18 protein-coding genes are annotated in these 18,050 nt (G+C 62.8%); 14 read left to right on the forward strand and 4 right to left on the reverse strand.

The features are described 5' to 3' along the window. Positions 1-2: 2 nt before the first annotated feature. Positions 3-1,007, reverse strand: a complete 1,005-nt coding sequence (locus ABH939_RS19645; protein ID WP_042452226.1) for a TIGR03617 family F420-dependent LLM class oxidoreductase — start codon at positions 1,005-1,007, stop codon at positions 3-5. Then, positions 1,004-1,579 (reverse strand): hypothetical protein, encoded by a 576-nt coding sequence (locus tag ABH939_RS19650; protein ID WP_039972689.1) that lies wholly within the window; start codon positions 1,577-1,579, stop codon positions 1,004-1,006. The genes ABH939_RS19645 and ABH939_RS19650 overlap by 4 nt, the downstream gene beginning before the upstream one ends. A gap of 262 nt (positions 1,580-1,841) precedes the next feature. On the opposite strand from ABH939_RS19650, the gene dnaK reads away from it, so the two are divergent. The 9 genes from dnaK (at position 1,842) to ABH939_RS19695 (ending at position 12,170) form a co-directional block, all read left to right on the forward strand. Further along, positions 1,842-3,695, forward strand: coding sequence for a molecular chaperone DnaK (gene dnaK / locus ABH939_RS19655; protein ID WP_003944365.1), 1,854 nt, complete (start codon positions 1,842-1,844; stop codon positions 3,693-3,695). Next, positions 3,692-4,288 carry a nucleotide exchange factor GrpE gene (gene grpE / locus ABH939_RS19660; RefSeq protein ID WP_003944430.1) on the forward strand — a complete coding sequence of 199 codons (597 nt, stop codon included), beginning with the start codon at positions 3,692-3,694 and terminating at the stop codon, positions 4,286-4,288. Before dnaK ends, grpE begins: the two co-directional genes overlap by 4 nt. A gap of 22 nt (positions 4,289-4,310) precedes the next feature. Beyond that, the gene (dnaJ, locus tag ABH939_RS19665) at positions 4,311-5,483 is read left to right on the forward strand and encodes a molecular chaperone DnaJ (protein ID WP_003944329.1); all 1,173 of its coding nucleotides are present in this window, start codon (positions 4,311-4,313) and stop codon (positions 5,481-5,483) included. Then, entirely contained in the window at positions 5,480-5,890 is a 411-nt protein-coding gene (locus tag ABH939_RS19670; protein WP_003944355.1) for a heat shock protein transcriptional repressor HspR, read from the forward strand. Before dnaJ ends, ABH939_RS19670 begins: the two co-directional genes overlap by 4 nt. Positions 5,891-6,222: 332 nt before the next feature. Next, positions 6,223-7,437, forward strand: a complete 1,215-nt coding sequence (locus tag ABH939_RS19675; RefSeq protein WP_007726702.1) for an ABC transporter substrate-binding protein — start codon at positions 6,223-6,225, stop codon at positions 7,435-7,437. Continuing rightward, a complete protein-coding gene (locus ABH939_RS19680) occupies positions 7,434-8,291 on the forward strand; it encodes a branched-chain amino acid ABC transporter permease (RefSeq protein ID WP_007726703.1) in 858 nt (285 codons plus the stop codon). The genes ABH939_RS19675 and ABH939_RS19680 overlap by 4 nt, the downstream gene beginning before the upstream one ends. Before the next feature lies 1 nt (position 8,292). Then, the gene (locus tag ABH939_RS19685; RefSeq protein ID WP_003944379.1) at positions 8,293-10,143 is read left to right on the forward strand and encodes an ABC transporter permease subunit; all 1,851 of its coding nucleotides are present in this window, start codon (positions 8,293-8,295) and stop codon (positions 10,141-10,143) included. Further along, the gene (locus ABH939_RS19690; protein WP_218694962.1) at positions 10,143-10,862 is read left to right on the forward strand and encodes an ABC transporter ATP-binding protein; all 720 of its coding nucleotides are present in this window, start codon (positions 10,143-10,145) and stop codon (positions 10,860-10,862) included. Before ABH939_RS19685 ends, ABH939_RS19690 begins: the two co-directional genes overlap by 1 nt. A 132-nt stretch (positions 10,863-10,994) precedes the next feature. Further along, positions 10,995-12,170, forward strand: coding sequence for an NADH:flavin oxidoreductase (locus tag ABH939_RS19695; RefSeq protein WP_218694961.1), 1,176 nt, complete (start codon positions 10,995-10,997; stop codon positions 12,168-12,170). A 91-nt stretch (positions 12,171-12,261) separates the two neighbouring features. Here ABH939_RS19695 and ABH939_RS19700 read toward each other — a convergent pair whose 3' ends face one another. Next, a complete protein-coding gene (locus tag ABH939_RS19700; RefSeq protein ID WP_007726708.1) occupies positions 12,262-12,723 on the reverse strand; it encodes a hypothetical protein in 462 nt (153 codons plus the stop codon). Between the two features lie 176 nt (positions 12,724-12,899). Here ABH939_RS19700 and ABH939_RS19705 point away from each other — a divergent pair, with 176 nt between their 5' ends. Then, positions 12,900-13,559, forward strand: coding sequence for a response regulator transcription factor (locus ABH939_RS19705; RefSeq protein ID WP_218694960.1), 660 nt, complete (start codon positions 12,900-12,902; stop codon positions 13,557-13,559). A gap of 7 nt (positions 13,560-13,566) precedes the next feature. On the opposite strand, the gene ABH939_RS19710 is transcribed toward ABH939_RS19705, so the two are convergent. Next, entirely contained in the window at positions 13,567-14,007 is a 441-nt protein-coding gene (locus tag ABH939_RS19710) for a hypothetical protein (RefSeq protein ID WP_039972735.1), read from the reverse strand. A 297-nt stretch (positions 14,008-14,304) separates the two neighbouring features. Between ABH939_RS19710 and ABH939_RS19715 the strand changes: the two genes are divergently transcribed. The 4 genes from ABH939_RS19715 to ABH939_RS19730 all read left to right on the forward strand — a co-directional run bounded on the left by ABH939_RS19715 (position 14,305) and on the right by ABH939_RS19730 (position 17,961). Next, on the forward strand, positions 14,305-15,930 hold the full coding sequence (locus ABH939_RS19715; protein ID WP_007726712.1) for an NAD(P)/FAD-dependent oxidoreductase: 1,626 nt from the start codon (positions 14,305-14,307) through the stop codon (positions 15,928-15,930). After that, positions 15,927-16,724 (forward strand): mycofactocin-coupled SDR family oxidoreductase, encoded by a 798-nt coding sequence (locus tag ABH939_RS19720; RefSeq protein WP_007726713.1) that lies wholly within the window; start codon positions 15,927-15,929, stop codon positions 16,722-16,724. The genes ABH939_RS19715 and ABH939_RS19720 overlap by 4 nt, the downstream gene beginning before the upstream one ends. Before the next feature lie 4 nt (positions 16,725-16,728). Then, positions 16,729-17,559, forward strand: coding sequence for a mycofactocin-coupled SDR family oxidoreductase (locus ABH939_RS19725; protein WP_042924153.1), 831 nt, complete (start codon positions 16,729-16,731; stop codon positions 17,557-17,559). A gap of 99 nt (positions 17,560-17,658) precedes the next feature. Then, on the forward strand, positions 17,659-17,961 hold the full coding sequence (locus ABH939_RS19730) for a hypothetical protein (protein WP_042452216.1): 303 nt from the start codon (positions 17,659-17,661) through the stop codon (positions 17,959-17,961). Positions 17,962-18,050 lie beyond the last annotated feature (89 nt).

Raw genomic sequence — 18,050 nt, forward strand, 5'->3', positions numbered from 1 at the left:
GTTCAGGTGAGAGACGAGATCATCGACGCCACGTCTGACGGTTCTACGTCGTAACCGGGGAAATAGCAGCACACTTCGTCGGCATGTTCGCCGAACCGCCGCCGAATCTCGGTGGCGCACTCTTCGGGAGTGCCGACGACGGCGAGTGTGGTCAGCATCGGATCGGTGATCAGCGACGCCATCTCGGTGTAGCCACCTCGCTTCGACAGGGCATTGAGTTCCGGTTGGACCTCGCCCCACCCTTCGACGTCGAGCACCGGACGGTATGCGGGCGTCGAACCGTAGAACGAGAGCAGGGCTCGGACGCCTCTGGCGGCCGCGGCAAGTTGATCGTCGCCGCGGCCGACGCCGACGATGACTTGCGGGATGATCGTGAATTCGTCTCGGGTGCGGCCGGATTCGCGAAGACCGGCATCGACGGCCGGAAGTGTTCGTTCGAGGAAATGACGTTGCGTGTGGAACGGCATGACCAGTAGTCCGTCGGCCACCTCGGCAGCCGTCCTGGTCATCACCGGTCCGAGCGCACCCATCAGGATGGGCGGCGGCCCATAGGGGTTGGGGCCGGGATCGAACGTCGGAGGCATCAACGTGTGGGTGAAGAACTCGCCGCGGAAGTTCAGCGTCGAGGTGTTCTCCCACGCAGTGAAGATCGCCTTGACCGCTGCGACCGTCTCCTTCATGCGGGCCGCCGGACGCGACCACGTTGCGCTGTAGCGTTTTTCGATGTGCGGTTTGATCTGCGATCCGAGACCCAGTCGAAAGTGGCCGCGACTGAGCAACTGCAGGTCGTTGGCCGAATGCGCCAGATGCATGGGACTGCGGGGGAATGCGATGGCGACGTTGGTCATCAGGTCGAGGTCGACGGCCGATGCTGCTTCGACGAGCGGGAAGAACACGTCGTGTGGTCCCTCGAACGTGAACAGGCCACCGGCGCCGGTCTCCGCGAGTTCACGGCTACGAGCAGCGCCCGCGCCCGGCGCGGAGTCCAGTTGTACGTGAACCTTCATCGGCGTCCCCGCAGCCAGGTGCTGACACCGGGAGCGAACGGAGCGATCGCCGCCACCGCGACCAGGGCGCAGTAGAGAATCGGGCCCCATCTCAGAACTCCGGCGCCGATGTCTGCTGCGCCGTCGACCAGAGACATGAAGCCGAGTCCGGCCGCGATGCTCACGACTCCCACGATCGCCGTCATCACCCGCCCGGCGTTCTTGCGTGCGCGGAGGAGTTGAAGGCTCATGAGTGCGAGCAGGACCAGGACGAGAGCGCCGCCGCCGCTGCCCGCGAGTACGACGGTCACGGCATCGGAGATGTCGGTGGACGAGTATCCGGGATTGTCGCGCGCAGTCGATTCTTCGAGAGCCGACCGGACGTCGTCGAGGCTGGTGACTACCACTCCGGCGATTCCGGCCAGGACGACGAACGAGCCGATCCAGGCAGAGGTAGACAATGTCACGGCTTTGGGTGTCTCGTCGCTCGCTGCAGGTCGGAGCGGCCGAACCGAGACGTCGGGTCGCTCGGGTGCCGGGCGTGGAGGTGACGGGCGAGGAGGTCGCGCGGGAGAATTGTCGGGATCGGTCACCGGCCGATCGTAGCCATTCGGAGAGATACGGAAGTGATGTGGCGCACTTTTCCGGCTTTTCGGGGAAGGCGGGAACAAATCTACGTGGGCTGTAGTTGACCATTTCGACAAGCTTGAGCGCCCTCGGCTCAACTTCAAGTTGACTCCCGGCCACGGTCGGAGGCAAACTTGAGCGGAGGACGCTCACCAAGCGAAAAACTCGCGGTCATGTTCGAGATCAACCACTCGGGCAGAGAACCGCAGAACGAAAGGTAGGAACACTATGGCTCGTGCAGTCGGTATCGATCTCGGTACGACCAACTCGGTAGTTGCAGTGCTGGAGGGCGGCGAGCCCGTAGTGGTCGCCAACGCCGAAGGCTCACGTACCACCCCCTCGGTGGTCGCATTTGCCAAGAACGGCGAGGTTCTCGTCGGTCAGCCCGCGAAGAACCAGGCAGTCACGAACGTCGACCGCACCCTCCGCTCCGTCAAGCGCCACATCGGCACTGACTGGAACGTGGAAATCGACGGCAAGAAGTACACGCCGCAGGAAATCAGCGCCCGCACGCTCATGAAGCTCAAGCGTGACGCGGAGGCTTACCTCGGCGAAGACATCACCGACGCCGTCATCACCGTCCCCGCGTACTTCGAGGACGCACAGCGTCAGGCAACCAAGGAAGCCGGCCAGATCGCCGGCCTCAACGTCCTTCGTATCGTCAACGAGCCCACCGCGGCTGCACTGGCATACGGACTCGACAAGGGTGACACCGAGCAGACCATTCTGGTCTTCGACCTCGGTGGCGGCACCTTCGACGTCTCCCTGCTCGAAATCGGCGACGGTGTCGTCGAGGTTCGCGCAACCTCCGGTGACAACCACCTCGGTGGCGACGACTGGGACGAGCGCGTCGTCGCTTGGCTGGTCGACAAGTTCAAGGCTCAGAACGGCATCGATCTGACCAAGGACAAGATGGCCCTGCAGCGTCTGCGTGAGGCTGCGGAGAAGGCGAAGATCGAGCTCTCCAGCTCGCAGAGCACCTCCATCAACCTCCCGTACATCACGGTCGACGCGGACAAGAACCCGCTCTTCCTGGACGAGCAGCTCACCCGCAGCGAGTTCCAGAAGATCACCTCGGACCTGCTCGATCGCACTCGTGCGCCGTTCCAGGCAGTGATCAAGGACAGCGGAATCGCCGTCAAGGACATCGACCATGTCGTGCTCGTCGGTGGCTCCACCCGTATGCCGGCCGTCTCCGATCTGGTTCGTGAACTGACCGGTGGCCGTGAGCCCAACAAGGGCGTCAACCCGGACGAGGTCGTCGCCGTCGGCGCCGCACTCCAGGCCGGTGTGCTCAAGGGTGAGGTCAAGGACGTTCTGCTCCTCGACGTCACGCCGCTTTCCCTCGGCATCGAAACCAAGGGTGGCGTGATGACCAAGCTCATCGAGCGCAACACCACGATCCCCACGAAGCGTTCCGAGACCTTCACCACCGCTGACGACAACCAGCCTTCGGTGCAGATCCAGGTCTTCCAGGGTGAGCGCGAAATCGCTTCGCACAACAAGCTGCTCGGCTCCTTCGAGCTCACCGATCTGCCGCCCGCCCCGCGTGGCGTTCCGCAGATCGAGGTCACCTTCGACATCGACGCCAACGGCATCGTGCACGTGACGGCGAAGGACAAGGGCACCGGCAAGGAAAACACGATCAAGATCCAGGACGGCTCCGGTCTGTCCAAGGAAGAGATCGAGCGCATGGTCAAGGATGCCGAGGCTCACGCCGAGGAAGACAAGGCCCGTCGCGAAGAGGCAGAGGTTCGCAACCAGGCCGAGTCGCTGGTCCACCAGACGGAGAAGTTCGTCAAGGAGCAGCGTGAAGGTGAGAACGCGGGCAAGGTCTCCGAGGAGATCCTGACCAAGGTCGAGGCAGCGGTCAAGGACGTCAACGACGCCCTGGCAGGCACCGACATCGCTGCAGTGAAGACCGCAGTGGAGAAGCTGGGCACCGAGTCGCAGGCTCTGGGCCAGGCCATCTACGAGGCTTCCGCTGCAAACGAGGCCGGAAACACCGACGGCGCAGGCAATGACGACGACGTCGTCGACGCCGAGGTTGTCGACGAGCCCACCGACTCGGACAAGAAGTGACCTCGGACAACCCCGAGAACAACCCGGTCGACCCCGAGACCGGTGCACAGGGAGAGGCGGCGGGGGAATCCCTGCCGCCGCTCGACTCGGAAGACACAGGGGTAGTTCAGGAAGCAGAGTCGATCGTGGAGGAAGCATCCGCCACCGATCAGCTCGCCGAACGGACTGCGGATCTGCAGCGACTTCAGGCGGAGTTCACCAACTACCGTCGTCGCGTCGAGCGTGACAAGCAGGTCATCAAGGAAACCGCGCGGGCTTCGGTCATCACCGAGCTCATCGGAATTCTCGACGACCTGGATCGCGCTCGGGCACACGGTGACCTCGAATCGGGTCCACTGCGTGCACTCGCAGACAAACTCAACACGACTCTGACGGGTCTGGGTTTGACCGACTTCGGTAGCGAGGGTGACGATTTCGATCCCGCACTCCACGAAGCGGTGCAACATGAAGGCGAAGGCCACGACCCGGTACTCGGGACGGTCATGCGCAAGGGATACAAGCTCGGCGACCGGGTCCTTCGGACCGCAATGGTGGCCGTGACGGACCGGGTAGGCGACAAGCCTGCAGACGGTTCGGAACAAGAAGCGAAGTAAGAGTGAGAGGAGGAGACGCCCAGTGAGTCAACGGGAGTGGATCGAGAAGGACTTCTACAAGGAGCTGGGCGTCTCGTCCACCGCGACGGCCGACGAAATCAAGAAGGCGTATCGCAAGCTGGCTCGGGATCTTCATCCCGACGCCAACCCTGACGATGCGAAGGCCGAAGAGCGTTTCAAGTCCGTCAGTGAAGCTCATGCCGTTCTGTCTGATCCGGACAAGCGCAAGGAGTACGACGAGGCTCGGCGCCTCTTTGCCAGCGGCGGCTTCGGCCCCCGCGCGCAGGGCGGCGGCGGATTCAACCCCGGCGCTGGTGGTTTCGACATCAACGACCTGTTCGGCGGCGGGGCCGGTGGGCAGGACTCGGGTCTCGGAGACATCTTCGGCGGATTGTTCAACCGCGGGGGAGCGGGCCAGCGAACAGCTGCGCCCAACCGCCCGCGTCGAGGCAAGGATCTCGAGACCGAGACGACGCTCGCCTTTCGTGAAGCAGCGCTCGGTGTCACCGTCCCTCTTCGTCTGACCAGCCCTACGTCGTGCACCACGTGTCACGGCAGCGGCGCAAAGCCAGGCACCAGCCCGCGAGTGTGCCCACATTGCAACGGAACCGGCGTGGTCAGCCGGAACCAGGGCGCCTTCGGATTCAGTGAGCCGTGTGACGATTGCCGGGGAACCGGCTCGATCATCGACTCGCCGTGTGAAGACTGCCACGGTAGCGGAGTCACCAATCGCACACGGACCATCACGGTTCGCGTGCCTGCCGGTGTGAGCGACGGTCAGAAGATCAGACTCAAGGGCAAGGGCGAAGCGGGACTCCGCGGCGCTCCGGCCGGCGACCTGTTCGTCAACATCCGCGTCAAGCCGGACAGTGTCTTCGGACGCAACGGCGACGACCTGACACTGACGGTTCCGGTGAGCTACGGCGAGCTGGTGCTGGGAACGACACTGTCCGTGCCGACTTTGGAAGGCCGTGTCGGAGTGAAGGTTCCGGCTGGAACGGTGGACGGACGCATTCTGCGAGTTCGCGGACGCGGTATCCCCAAGCGGCCGGACGGTGCCGGTGACCTTCTGGTCACGGTCAAGGTATCCGTTCCGCAGAAGTTGGACGACCCGGCGATCGAAGCGCTGAAAACCTATCTCGAAGCCGAGAAGGCGAGCGGGTTCGATCCACGGGCCGGGTGGGCCGGTGCATGATGACAGAGCGACCGCAGAATCAATGGGATGCGACGGTCGATCCTGACGCTCAGATCTTCGTGATCTCGGTGGCAGCCGAGTTGGCCGGAATGCACGCGCAGACTTTGCGTAACTACGACCGACTCGGGTTGGTCACCCCGCATCGAACCACCGGTGGCGGACGACGCTACTCCCCGCGCGATGTTGCGCTTCTTCGTGAAGTACAACGGCTTTCGCAGGACGAGGGAGTCAACCTTGCCGGAATCAAACGAATCATCGAACTGACCAACCAGGTCGAGGCTCTGCAGCATCGCGTCCGCGAATTGGCCGAGGAGATCGCGAAAGTCCATGCGGGCTATCGCCGGGATCTCGTGCCGATTCCGCGCAACAACGCGTTGGTGGTCTGGAAGCCCCGCAACCAGCGATAGTCGGACCTTTACACAAACGGCTCCACGCCCTGTCGGATTCATTTCGTCGAATCCGCCAGGGCGTGGAGCCGTTTCGGCGTTTCCACCCAGCGGGAAGAGATCTGTCGACGCCGCCTCAATGTGCATAGCGTCCGCTTCCATGACTCCACTTTTCAGCGTTTGACGTTATCCAGATCACATTCTATGCTCCATCCCAAGCAACTGCTTGCTAGATCATCAAGCGGGTGCTTGGTTGGCTGGTGCTCGAAATCAGGCACGTCCACCGGCCGATCATTCTTTCGTCAGGTATTCGCCTGACGTTCGGTGCATACATGTGTTCTAGGAGTGCAGACATGAATCGTCGGCCCATTCTTGTTGCGGCAGTTGCCGTGACGGCTCTGGCTCTTGCAGGGTGCAGTGGTTCTTCGGAGTCCGACGGAGGTGCGGACTCGCCCTACCGTGTGCTGCTGACCGGCGGGATCAGTGCACAGGGAGTCCTCGCGGCTAATTCGCAGACCTCGCTGCTCGCCACCAAGGCGGGCGTTCAGGTCCAGAACGAAGCCGGGGGGATCGGTGGCCGTCAGATCGAGCTCACTACGGTGGACGACGCGGGTGACGCAACCATCGCCGTCACCAAGCTGCGCGAAGCCATCAATTCGGGGAACAAGCCTGACCTCTACCTGAACTCGGGTCCGTCGTCGATCGCGGCTGCGGTTCTGCCGATCCTCAAGCAGAACAACATTCTCTCGATGAGCATGGCTCCCTCTCCCGATTCGACGGACCCCTCGAAGTTCCCGCTCAACTTCGATCTGGCTCCGGGTGCGACCGATACCGCTCGCGGAATTTCCGAGTACGCGAAGTCCAAGGGTTACAGCAGCGTCGGAGTCTTGCACGGCAGCACCGCTTACGGTGAGCTGTTCGGCGAAGAAATGACCAGTGCTTTGCAATCCGCAGGTCTGAAGGCCGCCGGTAACGAGGAGTACGACGCCGCCGCTTTGGACATGACGGCGCAGTTGCAGTCGCTCAAGAATTCGGGCGCCGCGGCAATCGCCTTGGATGCGTACGGCGCTCCTCTCGGATACGTGTTGCAAAGCCTCGAGCGACTCGGCTGGGACGTGCCGCTGGTCGGAAACACCTCGGTGTCTGCCACCAACCTCATCGCCAATGATCCGCCCGCCGGTGTGCTCGGCACCCCGCAGGTGAAGAACCTGGTGACGCAGGTGTTCAGCAGCACGGTGTTCGATCCGAACAACGCACTCGTCAACACGATGGTGGACACGATGGCTTCGCTGGGCTCCATCCCGTCGACGCTGATCCTCGCGGACAACTACGACGCATTCCCCCTCGTCGCGGCGGCAGCGGAGAAGGTCGGCAGTTCGACCGATCCGAAGAAGCTCGCCGAAGCACTGGAAACCACTGAGGTCCAGGAGAATGCCAAGACCGCATTCCTCTCGCGCTACAACTTCAGCTCCGACAACCACGGCCCGAACCCGGACACCAGCGAGCTGAAGTTCATCAGCCCGACGAAGATCCTCAACGGTCAGTTCGGAAACCCGGCTGCGTCATGACCATTCTGTGGTCCGGATTGGCGCTCGGCGCGGTTTACGTGCTGGTTGCCATCGGGTACAACATCGTTTTCGTTTCCTCCAACACATTCAACTTCGCTCAAGCTCAGCTGATGATGGTGGGCACCTTTGTCGCCTACACGGGTCTGGTGACCCTGAAACTCCCCGTTCTCGTGGTGGCCGTCATGGCTACCGTGACCGTGATGCTCCTCGCCTCGGTCGAGGAGATCGTCGCGATCAGACCGGTGGCCGATCACCAGAACCAGTTGGTCACGACGTTGGGTGTCGCAACTCTGCTCAACGGCGCCACTCAATTGATCTGGGGTAGTGAACCTCTCACGGTTCCGTTCTTCGGATCGAACGAACCGATCACCCTGCTCGGCGGCCGTACCTACCCGGTCGAGATCGCTCTGCTGGTTGCGGCGATCGCACTGGTCGTCGGGTTGAGTTACGTCTCGAAGAAAACGATGACGGGTCTGGCTCTGATCGGCATCTCCGAGGATCGTGAAGCGGCGATGCTGCGAGGAGTCAACGTACGACGGTTGGCACTGGGAGCGTTTGCCTTCTCGGGTGCCTTGGCCGGTGTCCTCGGACTCTTCGTCGGCCCCAAGACGTTTGCAGTTGCGACGTTGGGTGCAGCGTTGGCCCTCAAGGGATTCGTGGCGTTGGCGATCGGCGGGTTCGGCTCTCTGCCTGGCGCTTTGATCGGCGGTCTGACCGTCGGCCTGGTGGAATCGTTCACCGCCCTGTGGGCGGGAAGTCAGTACAGCAATATCGCCGTCTTCACGGTGCTGATCGTCATCTTGATGGTCAAACCGGCTGGACTGTTCGGCAATGTCCGAGAACGGGTGGTGTGAGATGGTAAGTGCGTGGCGGACTTTCCGTTCCCTACCGAGCTGGATCATCCCACTCGTCCTGGCCGTGGTGATCCTGCTGCTGCCCGTGATGGGACTCGACCTGTCGACATCACGTCAGATTCAATTGGCCTGCATCCTGGCACTTGTGGTCAGTGGCCTGAACTTGAGCCTCGGCTTTGCCGGTGAACTGGCACTCGGCCAGGCAGCGATGTACGCGGCCGGTGCCTACACCGCGGGTCTGATGTCCCAGGCAGGTCACACCGACATTCTGCTTCAGCTTGCTGCCTCCGGAGCAGTGGCACTGGCGGTCGGAATCCTGACCGGTGTTCCCGGTCTGCGCCTGGGCAACTGGTCCCTGGCGATGACGTCGTTCTTCCTGGTTCTGCTGGTACCGGACGTACTGGCGATCTTCGGTGGCAAGACCGGCGGCCGAAACGGCCTCACCGGTATGGAGCCGCCGACGTTCTTCGGTTCCGAACTCGACACCCAGCAGTACTACATGGTGGTCGTCGTCGTGACCGTGCTCTGGTTCGCGGTGATGCGTAACCTGGTGGTCTCGCGGCACGGCATCGCGTTCCGCACGCTCAAGCAGTCGCCGGTTCTGGCGTCGTCGCAGGGTGTATCGGTGTTCCGGATGAAGCTGCTCGGTTATGCCATCGGTGCGTTCCCCGCCGGTCTGGCGGGTGCGCTGTTCGCCAACACCGACCTGTTCATCTCGCCGGAAGCCTTCGGGTTCACCTTTGCCACAGCAGTTCTGGCGGCGTCGATCCTCGGCGGTGCGGCAAGTGTGTACGGCGCCGTGGTCGGTGCCGCGATCATGCAGCTCGGTCCCAACCAGTCGACGGCGTTCCAGGAGTATTCGCTGATCTTCTACGGCGGCTTCCTGATCATCGGCGGTGTGCTTCTCTCCGGGGGTTTGACCAAGGTCGGGCGAGCGATCGTCTCGAAACTCGATCGCAAGGCCGGCCTGGGCGTAGTCACTGCAAAGGAAAACAGCGGTGGGACACCGGAACTGGCGCCGATCAACGGAGCACGGTTGGTGGTCGACGGAGTGTCCAAAGCGTTCGGTGGCAACCAGGCGCTCAATGCGGCAACCCTGACCGCAGAGGCCGGTAAGGTCACCGCGTTGATCGGGCCCAACGGTTCGGGTAAGACGACCATGCTCAACATGATCTGCGGCTTCTACACCGCAGATGCGGGCGTGATCACGATCGGTGACACGGTGGTCTCGCAGTCGTCGCCGCACAAGGTGGCGCGCGTGGGTGTGGCGCGCACGTTCCAAACTCCGACGATTCCGGAAAACATCACGGTTCTGGAAGCTGTTGCATCCGGACGTTATTCGGTGCACCGAGCGTCGATGGCGTCGGCTGTGCTTCGCCTGCCCAGCTTCCGCAGGATCGCGAAGGCCGACATCGTCGAGGCCGAGCGTGTCCTCGAACTCGTGGGGATGTCGCACTTGCGCAACGAGATCGCGACGTCGCTGCCCCTGGGGATGCGTCGCATGCTCGAGGTTGCTCGCGCCGTCATCGCCGAACCGAGGGTCGTCCTCTTCGACGAGGTGGCATCCGGACTCGACGAGGACGAACTCGAACGCCTGGCAGATCTGATCCGGGTACTGCGAGATGCCGGGGCGACAGTGGTGTTGGTGGAGCACAACTTCCGCCTCGTCCTCTCGCTGGCCGACGAGATAGTCGTGCTGGCGCAAGGGCAGGTGATCGCCACCGGCGATGCGGCAACCATCGAACATCACCCACGCGTCTTGAGCGAGTACCTCGGAGTCAAGTCCGGTGACGAAGAAGCACTTCTCGAAGAAATCGGCGCGGTAGACCATCAGACCAGTGAGGTGAAGTGATGGAACCGATTCTGAAGGTCCGAAACTTGCAGACCGGGTACGGCGATCTGCGCGTCGTCTGGGATGTCTCGTTCGACGTCTATCCCGGTCAGGTGACCGCCCTGCTCGGACGCAACGGCGCAGGCAAGACGAGCACGCTCCGTGCCCTGTCCGGCCTCAACAAGGTGGCCTCCGGAACCGTCGAGATGGACGGCGCCGACATCACCGGAGTCCCCGCGCACAAACGGGTACGACAGGGGATGGCGTACGTGCAGGAGGGCAAGCGGGTCTTCCACAAGCAGACCGTCGAGCAGAACCTCCTGCTGGGCGGGTACACCCGCAAGGCAAAGCGCGGCGAGCTTATGGAATCCGTCGAATTTTTGTACGAGATGTTCCCGATCCTGGGGGAGAAGCGTTCGCTTCCCGCCGGTTCCATGTCGGGCGGTCAGCAGCAGATGCTCGCGATCGGCGCAGCGCTGATGGCGCAGCCTAGGTTGCTCCTTCTCGACGAACCTTCGGGCGGTCTCGCTCCCGTGATCGTCGGTGAGGTGATGGACCGCGTCCAACAACTCAAGGAAACCGGCCTGGCTGTTCTACTGGTCGAGCAGGCAGTCGAGGCCGCGATGAGCGTCGCCGATCATGTCACGGTCCTCGACATCGGCAAGGTGGTTCTCGACGCCGATGCCAAGGACATCGACGACCTGGCAGTGCTCAAGGATGCGTACTTCGGACGCGTCTGAACGGCAATGACGACTTCAGCCCGGCCTCCTCGGCCGGGCTGAAGCCGTTTCCCGCTCCGTGGCACGGGCCCTAGCCGGCTCGGGGCCATCGATCTACCGTCCTGCAAACAACTCCCGCGAGAGGCAAACTCGATGACCACTGCTCCCGACGTGCTCGCCCCGGCGAAGCTCGGCCCGGTGACCCTTCGAAATCGAATCATCAAGTCCGCGACATTCGAAGGCGAAACTCCCGACGCCCTGGTCACCGACGAGCTGATCGAGTTCCATCGTCGCCCAGCCGCCGGCGGAGTCGGGATGTCCACCGTCGCGTATTGCGCCGTCGCACCGGAAGGGCGCACCGAATACGGCCAGCTCTGGATGCGGCCCGATGCCCTCCCCGGGCTTCGGCGGCTCACCGATGCCATTCACGCCGAAGGTGCTGCTGCGTCGGCGCAGCTCGGCCATGCCGGTCCCGTGGCGAATCAGAAGTCGACCGGACTGCCCGCGCTGGCACCGTCGAGTTCGTTCAATCCGTTGAGCATGAGGATGATTCGCACTGCCACGACAGCGGACATCACCAGAATTGCGGCGGCGCACGGGAGCGCTGCGCGACTTGCCGTCGAGGCAGGATTCGACGCCGTCGAGATCCACTTCGGTCACAACTATTTCGCGAGCTCGTTCCTGAGCCCGAAACTCAACCGTCGTAAGGACTCCTACGGCGGATCGCTGGAGAACCGGGCTCGCGTCGTACTCGAAACTGCACGCAGTGTGCGCGATGCCGTCGGTGACAAGATCGCGATCTTGGCCAAGCTGAACATGGACGACGGTGTGCCAGGCGGATTCTGGGTGGACGAAGCAATCCAGGTGGCGCAGTGGCTCGAAGCATCCGGAAGCGTCGACGCGCTCGAGTTGACGATGGGCAGTTCACTGCTCAACCCGATGTACCTGTTCAAGGGCGATGCGCCGATCCGCGAGTTCGCCGCCGCGATGCCGCAACCTGTTCGACTCGGTGTGCAGTTGGTGGGGAAGAGCATGTTGCATACCTATCCGTACAAGCCGTTGTTCATGCTGGAAGAGGCTCGGCAGATTCGTGCTGCGGTGAAGTTGCCGCTCGTGCTGCTCGGGGGTGTCACGGACAAAGCGGGCATGGATACCGCAATGGCGGAAGGGTTCGAGTTCGTCGCCATGGCACGGGCGCTGCTCAGAGAACCGGATCTGATCAATCGGATCGCGGCCGAATCCGATACCCAATCACTGTGCATCCACTGCAACAAGTGCATGCCCACGATCTTCAGTGGCGCCCGCTGCGTGTTGGTCGAACGCGTCTGAGCTGGTCAGCGCACACCACGTCCCGACATCCATGCGGATACCGGGTCGTGGGCCGTAGCGGATCAAGTTCGTGGTTGCATCAACGCTTGGTTCAGTTCTGCGTGAAGACGTCGTAGGAGGCGTTCATCGTGGGGTAGCCGGTGGCCATGTAGTCGGTGAGGATGACGTGCGTCGGGTCGCCGATGATGCGAGTCCCGTCGAGGGTGGGGTTGCCGACGTAGTTGTTGGCAGCCATGACCGTCTGGACGCCGTCGGCGACGTTGTAGGTGACGTCGACACCGATACCGCGGGGATCGCTGCTGTAGGCGGTGACGATCTCGGTGGTGTGCGGGGCCAGGTAGGAGCGGGGGCCGTTGATCCACTGTCCGTAGGGGTTGGACGCGCTGTCCAGCAGCATCGGGTTGTCGGTGTTGTTGGTGATGGTCATGGCAACCGTCGGGCCGTCGGTGGGCATGGTGCCGGCGTTGGCGATCGCTGCGGTTCCCAGTGCGGTTCCGCCGACAGCGAGGGCGATTGCGGTGACTGCTACGAAGCGAGTGGTGTTGGTACGCATGATGTCTGCTCCTGGGATGGTGTGTGGTTGCCGTTCTCGGCGATGAATCAATCTTGTCGCGAAGGAGTGCTGCTGTATGTCCGCCGACGGGGCCGTGGCGGGGTTGAATCTCATGTCCCCCGATCGGGGGAGGCGTAAGTGCTCGCATTGCTGGTACGGGCGTGAGAAAGTGAGCAATGCGCGAAGGCACGAAGCCGCTGGCCGGCAAGGTTTCCGTGGTGGTCGGCGACGACCACCCACTGTTCCGTGAGGGCGTGGTTCGGGCTCTGACCGGCAGTGACAGCATCGACGTCCTGGGCGAGGCCGACGACGGCGCAGCAGCGCTCGCAATGATCCGCGAACTACGCCCGCAGGTCGCGCTGCTCGACTTCCGGATGCCGCACCTGGATGGAACTCAGGTCGCCGCCGCAGTCGTTCGAGACGAGCTTCCGACGCGTGTGCTTCTGCTCAGCGCTCACGACGAATCGTCTGTCGTGTACCAGGCCCTGCAAGCCGGTGCTGCCGGATTCCTGCCGAAGGAATCCACTCGCGCCGAGATCGTGAGTGCCGTGCTCGACTGTGCTGCGGGACGAGATGTGTTGCCGCCCAGTATCGCCGCCGGATTGGTACGAGAGGTTCGGCGTCGTAGTGAACCGTCCGGTCCGACGCTCAGCGCGCGCGAACGTGAGGTTCTCGGATTGATCGCGCAGGGCGCCAGCATCCCGGCCATTGCCTCACAACTCTTTCTTGCGCCCTCCACCGTCAAAACCCACGTGCAGCGCCTCTACGAGAAACTCGGAGTCAACGATCGAGGCGCCGCCGTCGCCGCTGCAATGCGGCAGGGATTGTTGGAGTGAGCAAGCGTCACCGAAGCACGTACGTGACGTTCATGGCCGGGTAACCCGAGGTCATCGTCACCGTGACGTCGTGGCTGTCGGGGGCGTACGTACCGCCGGCATCCGCCCTGGTCTTCGAGTTGGTGGCACTGAAGACAAACACTCCACCGTCGTCGGAGCGGTACGTGAGCACGATGGGGAAGTCGTTCTGGTTCTTGCTCGTGGCCACAACGTTCACGTTCATGTTGGGGAGGATGTAGTCCGCCGGCGGGACGACCCAGTCGCCGTTCGGATTGGACGCGTGGACCAGATACAGGGCCCCGCGACCCGAATTGCTGATCATCGCCGTCGTGACGGATGTGTCGGTCATCGACTTCACCGTGTTCGCACCGGCGGAGCGGGCAACCAGAGCTGCCATGCTGAGGCCGGAGAAGGAAAGTGCTTCAGGTCGAATTGTGTTGGTGCTCATCATGTTCTCCTCGATTTGTCGGTCTCGGTGACCGTGTGTTTCTGTGATGAGACAACTATGGCCCCGAAATCCCTTCGGGTCTGTCCACCTACGGGTCCGAGTGCTGGACGACATCGCTGTCCCCCGATCGGTGGACACAGCGCTCTCCGCCCACCCAGTGTCATGGGGTGGAGGCTTCGCCCACCCAGTGTCATGGGGTGGAGGCTTCGCCCACCCAGCGTCATGGGGTGGAGGCTCCGCCCACCCAGCGGGAGAACCTGTTCCTCTACCATTCAACCCACTCGTAGCGTGGCCACCATGACCGATCCTGACTTCTCCACCGCACCACTCGACGTCGTAGTCATCGGCGCCGGCGTCGCCGGCATGTACGCCATGCACCGACTTCGCGAGCAGGGGCTGCGTGTCCACGGCTTCGAGGCGGGCTCCGGAGTGGGCGGCACGTGGTACTTCAACCGCTACCCGGGCGCACGCTGCGATGTCGAGAGTTTCGACTACTCCTACTCGTTCTCCGAAGAGTTGCAACAGGATTGGGACTGGAGCGAGAAGTACGCCGCGCAGCCGGAGATCCTGTCCTACCTCGATCACGTCGCCGATCGCTTCGACCTACGCAGTGGGTTCACTTTCGATACCCGTGTCCTGAGCGCACAGTTCGACGAGGACTCGTCGACGTGGCGAGTGCACACCGACGGTGGTCATGACGTCACCTCGCGGTTCGTGGTGTGCGCCACGGGCAGCCTCTCGACCGCGAACGTTCCGAACATTGCAGGTCGCGAGACTTTCGGCGGTGAGGTCTTCCACACCGGCTTCTGGCCGCACGAGGGCGTCGATTTCACCGGCAAGCGAGTGGGAGTGATCGGCACCGGATCGTCGGGCATCCAGTCCGTTCCGTTGATCGCCGAGCAGGCCGATCACCTCTTCGTGTTCCAGCGGTCCGCGAATTACAGTGTGCCGGCGGGAAACACGCCTCTCGATGACAAACGACGCGCAGAGATCAAGGCCGACTACGCCGAGCGTCGAGCGCTGTCCAAGCGCAGTGGCGGTGGATCTCCGTTCGTTTCGGATCCTCGCAGCGCGCTCGAGGTGTCCGAGGCCGAGAGGAACGCGGCCTACGAGGAGCGGTGGAAGCTCGGCGGTGTTCTGTTCGCCAAAACCTTCGCAGACCAGACCAGCAACATCGACGCCAACGCGACGGCGGCCGCATTTGCCGAGGCCAAGATCAGATCGGTGGTCGAAGATCAGGCCATCGCCGACCTGCTGATCCCGAACGACCACCCCATCGGGACCAAGCGGATCGTGACGGACACCGACTACTACCAGAGCTACAACCGTGACAACGTGAGCCTGGTCGATCTCAAGAGCGCACCGATCGAGGCAATCGACGAGGCCGGGATCAAGACGACCGACTCGCACTACGAACTCGACGCATTGGTGTTCGCCACCGGCTTCGATGCGATGACCGGGGCACTCGATCGCATCGAGATCCGTGGCCGCAACGGCGAGACCTTGCGAGAGAACTGGCATGCGGGTCCGAGAACCTATCTTGGTTTGGGAGTTCACGGCTTCCCGAACTTGTTCATCGTCACCGGGCCGGGTAGCCCGAGTGTGCTGTCCAACATGATTCTCGCTGCCGAACAGCACGTCGACTGGATCGCCGACGCGATCAACCACCTCGATTCGGCGGGGATCGACACCATCGAGCCGAGTGCCGAAGCCGTGGACAACTGGCTCGAGGAGTGCTCACGCCGGGCGTCGGCAACATTGTTCCCATCCGCGAACTCCTGGTACATGGGAGCCAACATCCCGGGAAAGCCGAGGATATTCATGCCCTTCATCGGAGGCTTCGGTGTCTACTCCGACATCTGTGCAGACGTGGCAGCAGCGGGATACCGAGGCTTCGAACTGAACAGCGCGGTGCACGCATGAGCCGGCTGGAGGGCAAGCGGGTACTCGTGACGGGTGCTGCCGGAGGAATGGGACGCTCACACTGTGAGCGGCTCGCCGAGGAAGGCGCGTCCGTGATCGCGTTGGATGTCGAACAGGCACAATCGGGGTTGGCGGAAACCGCTCAGGCAGTGCGTGATCGAGGCGGTATCGCGGTCACCGGTGTGGCGGATATTCGGGACTTCGACGGTCTGGCCGCCGTCGTGGCCGAGTGCGTTACCGAACTCGGCGGGTTGGACGTCGTGGTCGCGAATGCAGGCGTCTACGACACGCCGGGACCGTCGTGGACCATCGATCCTGCAGTGTGGAACCGCTCGCTGGACGTCAATCTGACCGGCGCGTGGCACACCGTCAAGGCCTGCGTTCCGCACTTCGGCGACGGTGGATCCGTCGTTCTGGTCAGCTCGACAGCGGGAATCAAAGGTATTGCCGGAGCAAGTCATTACAGCGCAGCCAAGCATGCCGTGGTGGGCCTGGCCAGAACGCTGGCCAACGAGTTGGGGGCGCAGAGTATCCGCGTCAACTCCGTGCATCCGGGTTCGGTACGTACCCCGATGATCATCAACGAGCGAGTGTTCGCGAACCTGTGCCCGGACATCGAGAATCCCACCGAAGCAGACGCTGCTGCAGTGCTCAGCGCTCGCAACTTGCTGCCCGTTCCCTGGGTCGATCCGGTGGACGTCAGTAATGCGGTCCTGTTTCTCGCATCCGCGGAGTCCCGCTACATGACCGGCTGTCAGTTGGTTGTCGACGCCGGCCTGACCCAGAAAGTATGAATTGATGACTTCTCGATTGGAAGGCAAGATCGCGCTGATCACGGGTGCGGCACGAGGAATCGGGCGGGCTCAGGCCGTGCGTTTTGCCGAAGAGGGCGCGGACATCATCGCGGTCGACGTGTGCACTTCGGTGGAAACCACAGTCACGCCGCCCGCGACGGAGGCCGATCTCGATGAGACAGTGGCGCAGATCCGGGCGCTGGGGCGAAAGGTCGAATCTGCGGTAGTGGACGTTCGGGATCTCGAGGCACTACGCAGTGCCGTGGACTCGGCCGTCGGAATGCTCGGTGGTCTCGACATCGTCTGCGCTACAGCTGGTATCACGTCCTCCGACGGGGCCCTGACCATGTCGGAAACGATGTGGCAGACCATGCTGGACGTCAATCTGACCGGCGTGTGGCACACCACGACCGTCGCGGCTCCGCACTTGATCGCGCGGGGCGGGGGATCGATGACACTCACAAGCTCCATCGCCGGACTTCGGGGGCTGGTCGGAGTCGCGCACTACACCGCAGCCAAGCATGGAGTCGTTGGTCTGATGCGTTCGCTGGCAAAGGAACTGGCTCCGCACAACGTACGCGTCAATACGGTCCATCCCACCAACGTCGACACCCTCATGATTCAAAACCCGTTGGTGCGCGGCAAGTTCCGCCCCGATCTCGAGAACCCGACGCGCGAAGAATTTGCTGCCGCAGCGATGACGATGAACATGCTCGCCATTCCGTGGATCGAACCGGTGGACGTAGCGAACGCTGCTCTGTTCCTGTCTTCCGACGAGGCTCGCTACATCACGTCGGTCGCCCTGCCGGTGGATGCAGGAAGTTCGTCCCGCTGAGGTTTCGAACAGCTGAAATCTTGAACAGCTGAGGTTTTGACACGCTGAGTTCCGCCACGGTGTGTAGCGTCGGTTTCACCTAACCGAAAGGCGTACACCGTGGCGGAACGGCGCTATCTGGAAGTCACCGTCGGGATCAACATCGTGATGGTCCTCGACCACCGCACGGTGGAGGTCTTCGACCGCACCGCCGCGAGCACGAGCGAAGTGGCTCGTTGGCATGTCGAACACATTGCGGTGAAGGCGAAACCGTCGAAGTCGGGACTGAAACTCACCATCGGGAACAGGCTCGCCGACGACTCGATCGCGGTAGCGGGTCCACGGGCATCGCTGACTGTTCCGCCGGAGAACGAGGCAGCCGTCATCGCGTTCTTCGACGAGGTCAAGGCTGCTCGGGTGTGAATCGGCAGAAGACCTTCGGCGCGGATGATTCGGATTCTCTCGGCGAGCATGTCGTACGCTGCCACGATAGCGTCCCGGTACGAATCCCG

Origin of the sequence: Rhodococcus sp. 27YEA6 (assembly GCF_044908235.1) — a bacterium.
In the GTDB taxonomy this organism is placed as follows: domain Bacteria; phylum Actinomycetota; class Actinomycetes; order Mycobacteriales; family Mycobacteriaceae; genus Rhodococcus_F; species Rhodococcus_F qingshengii.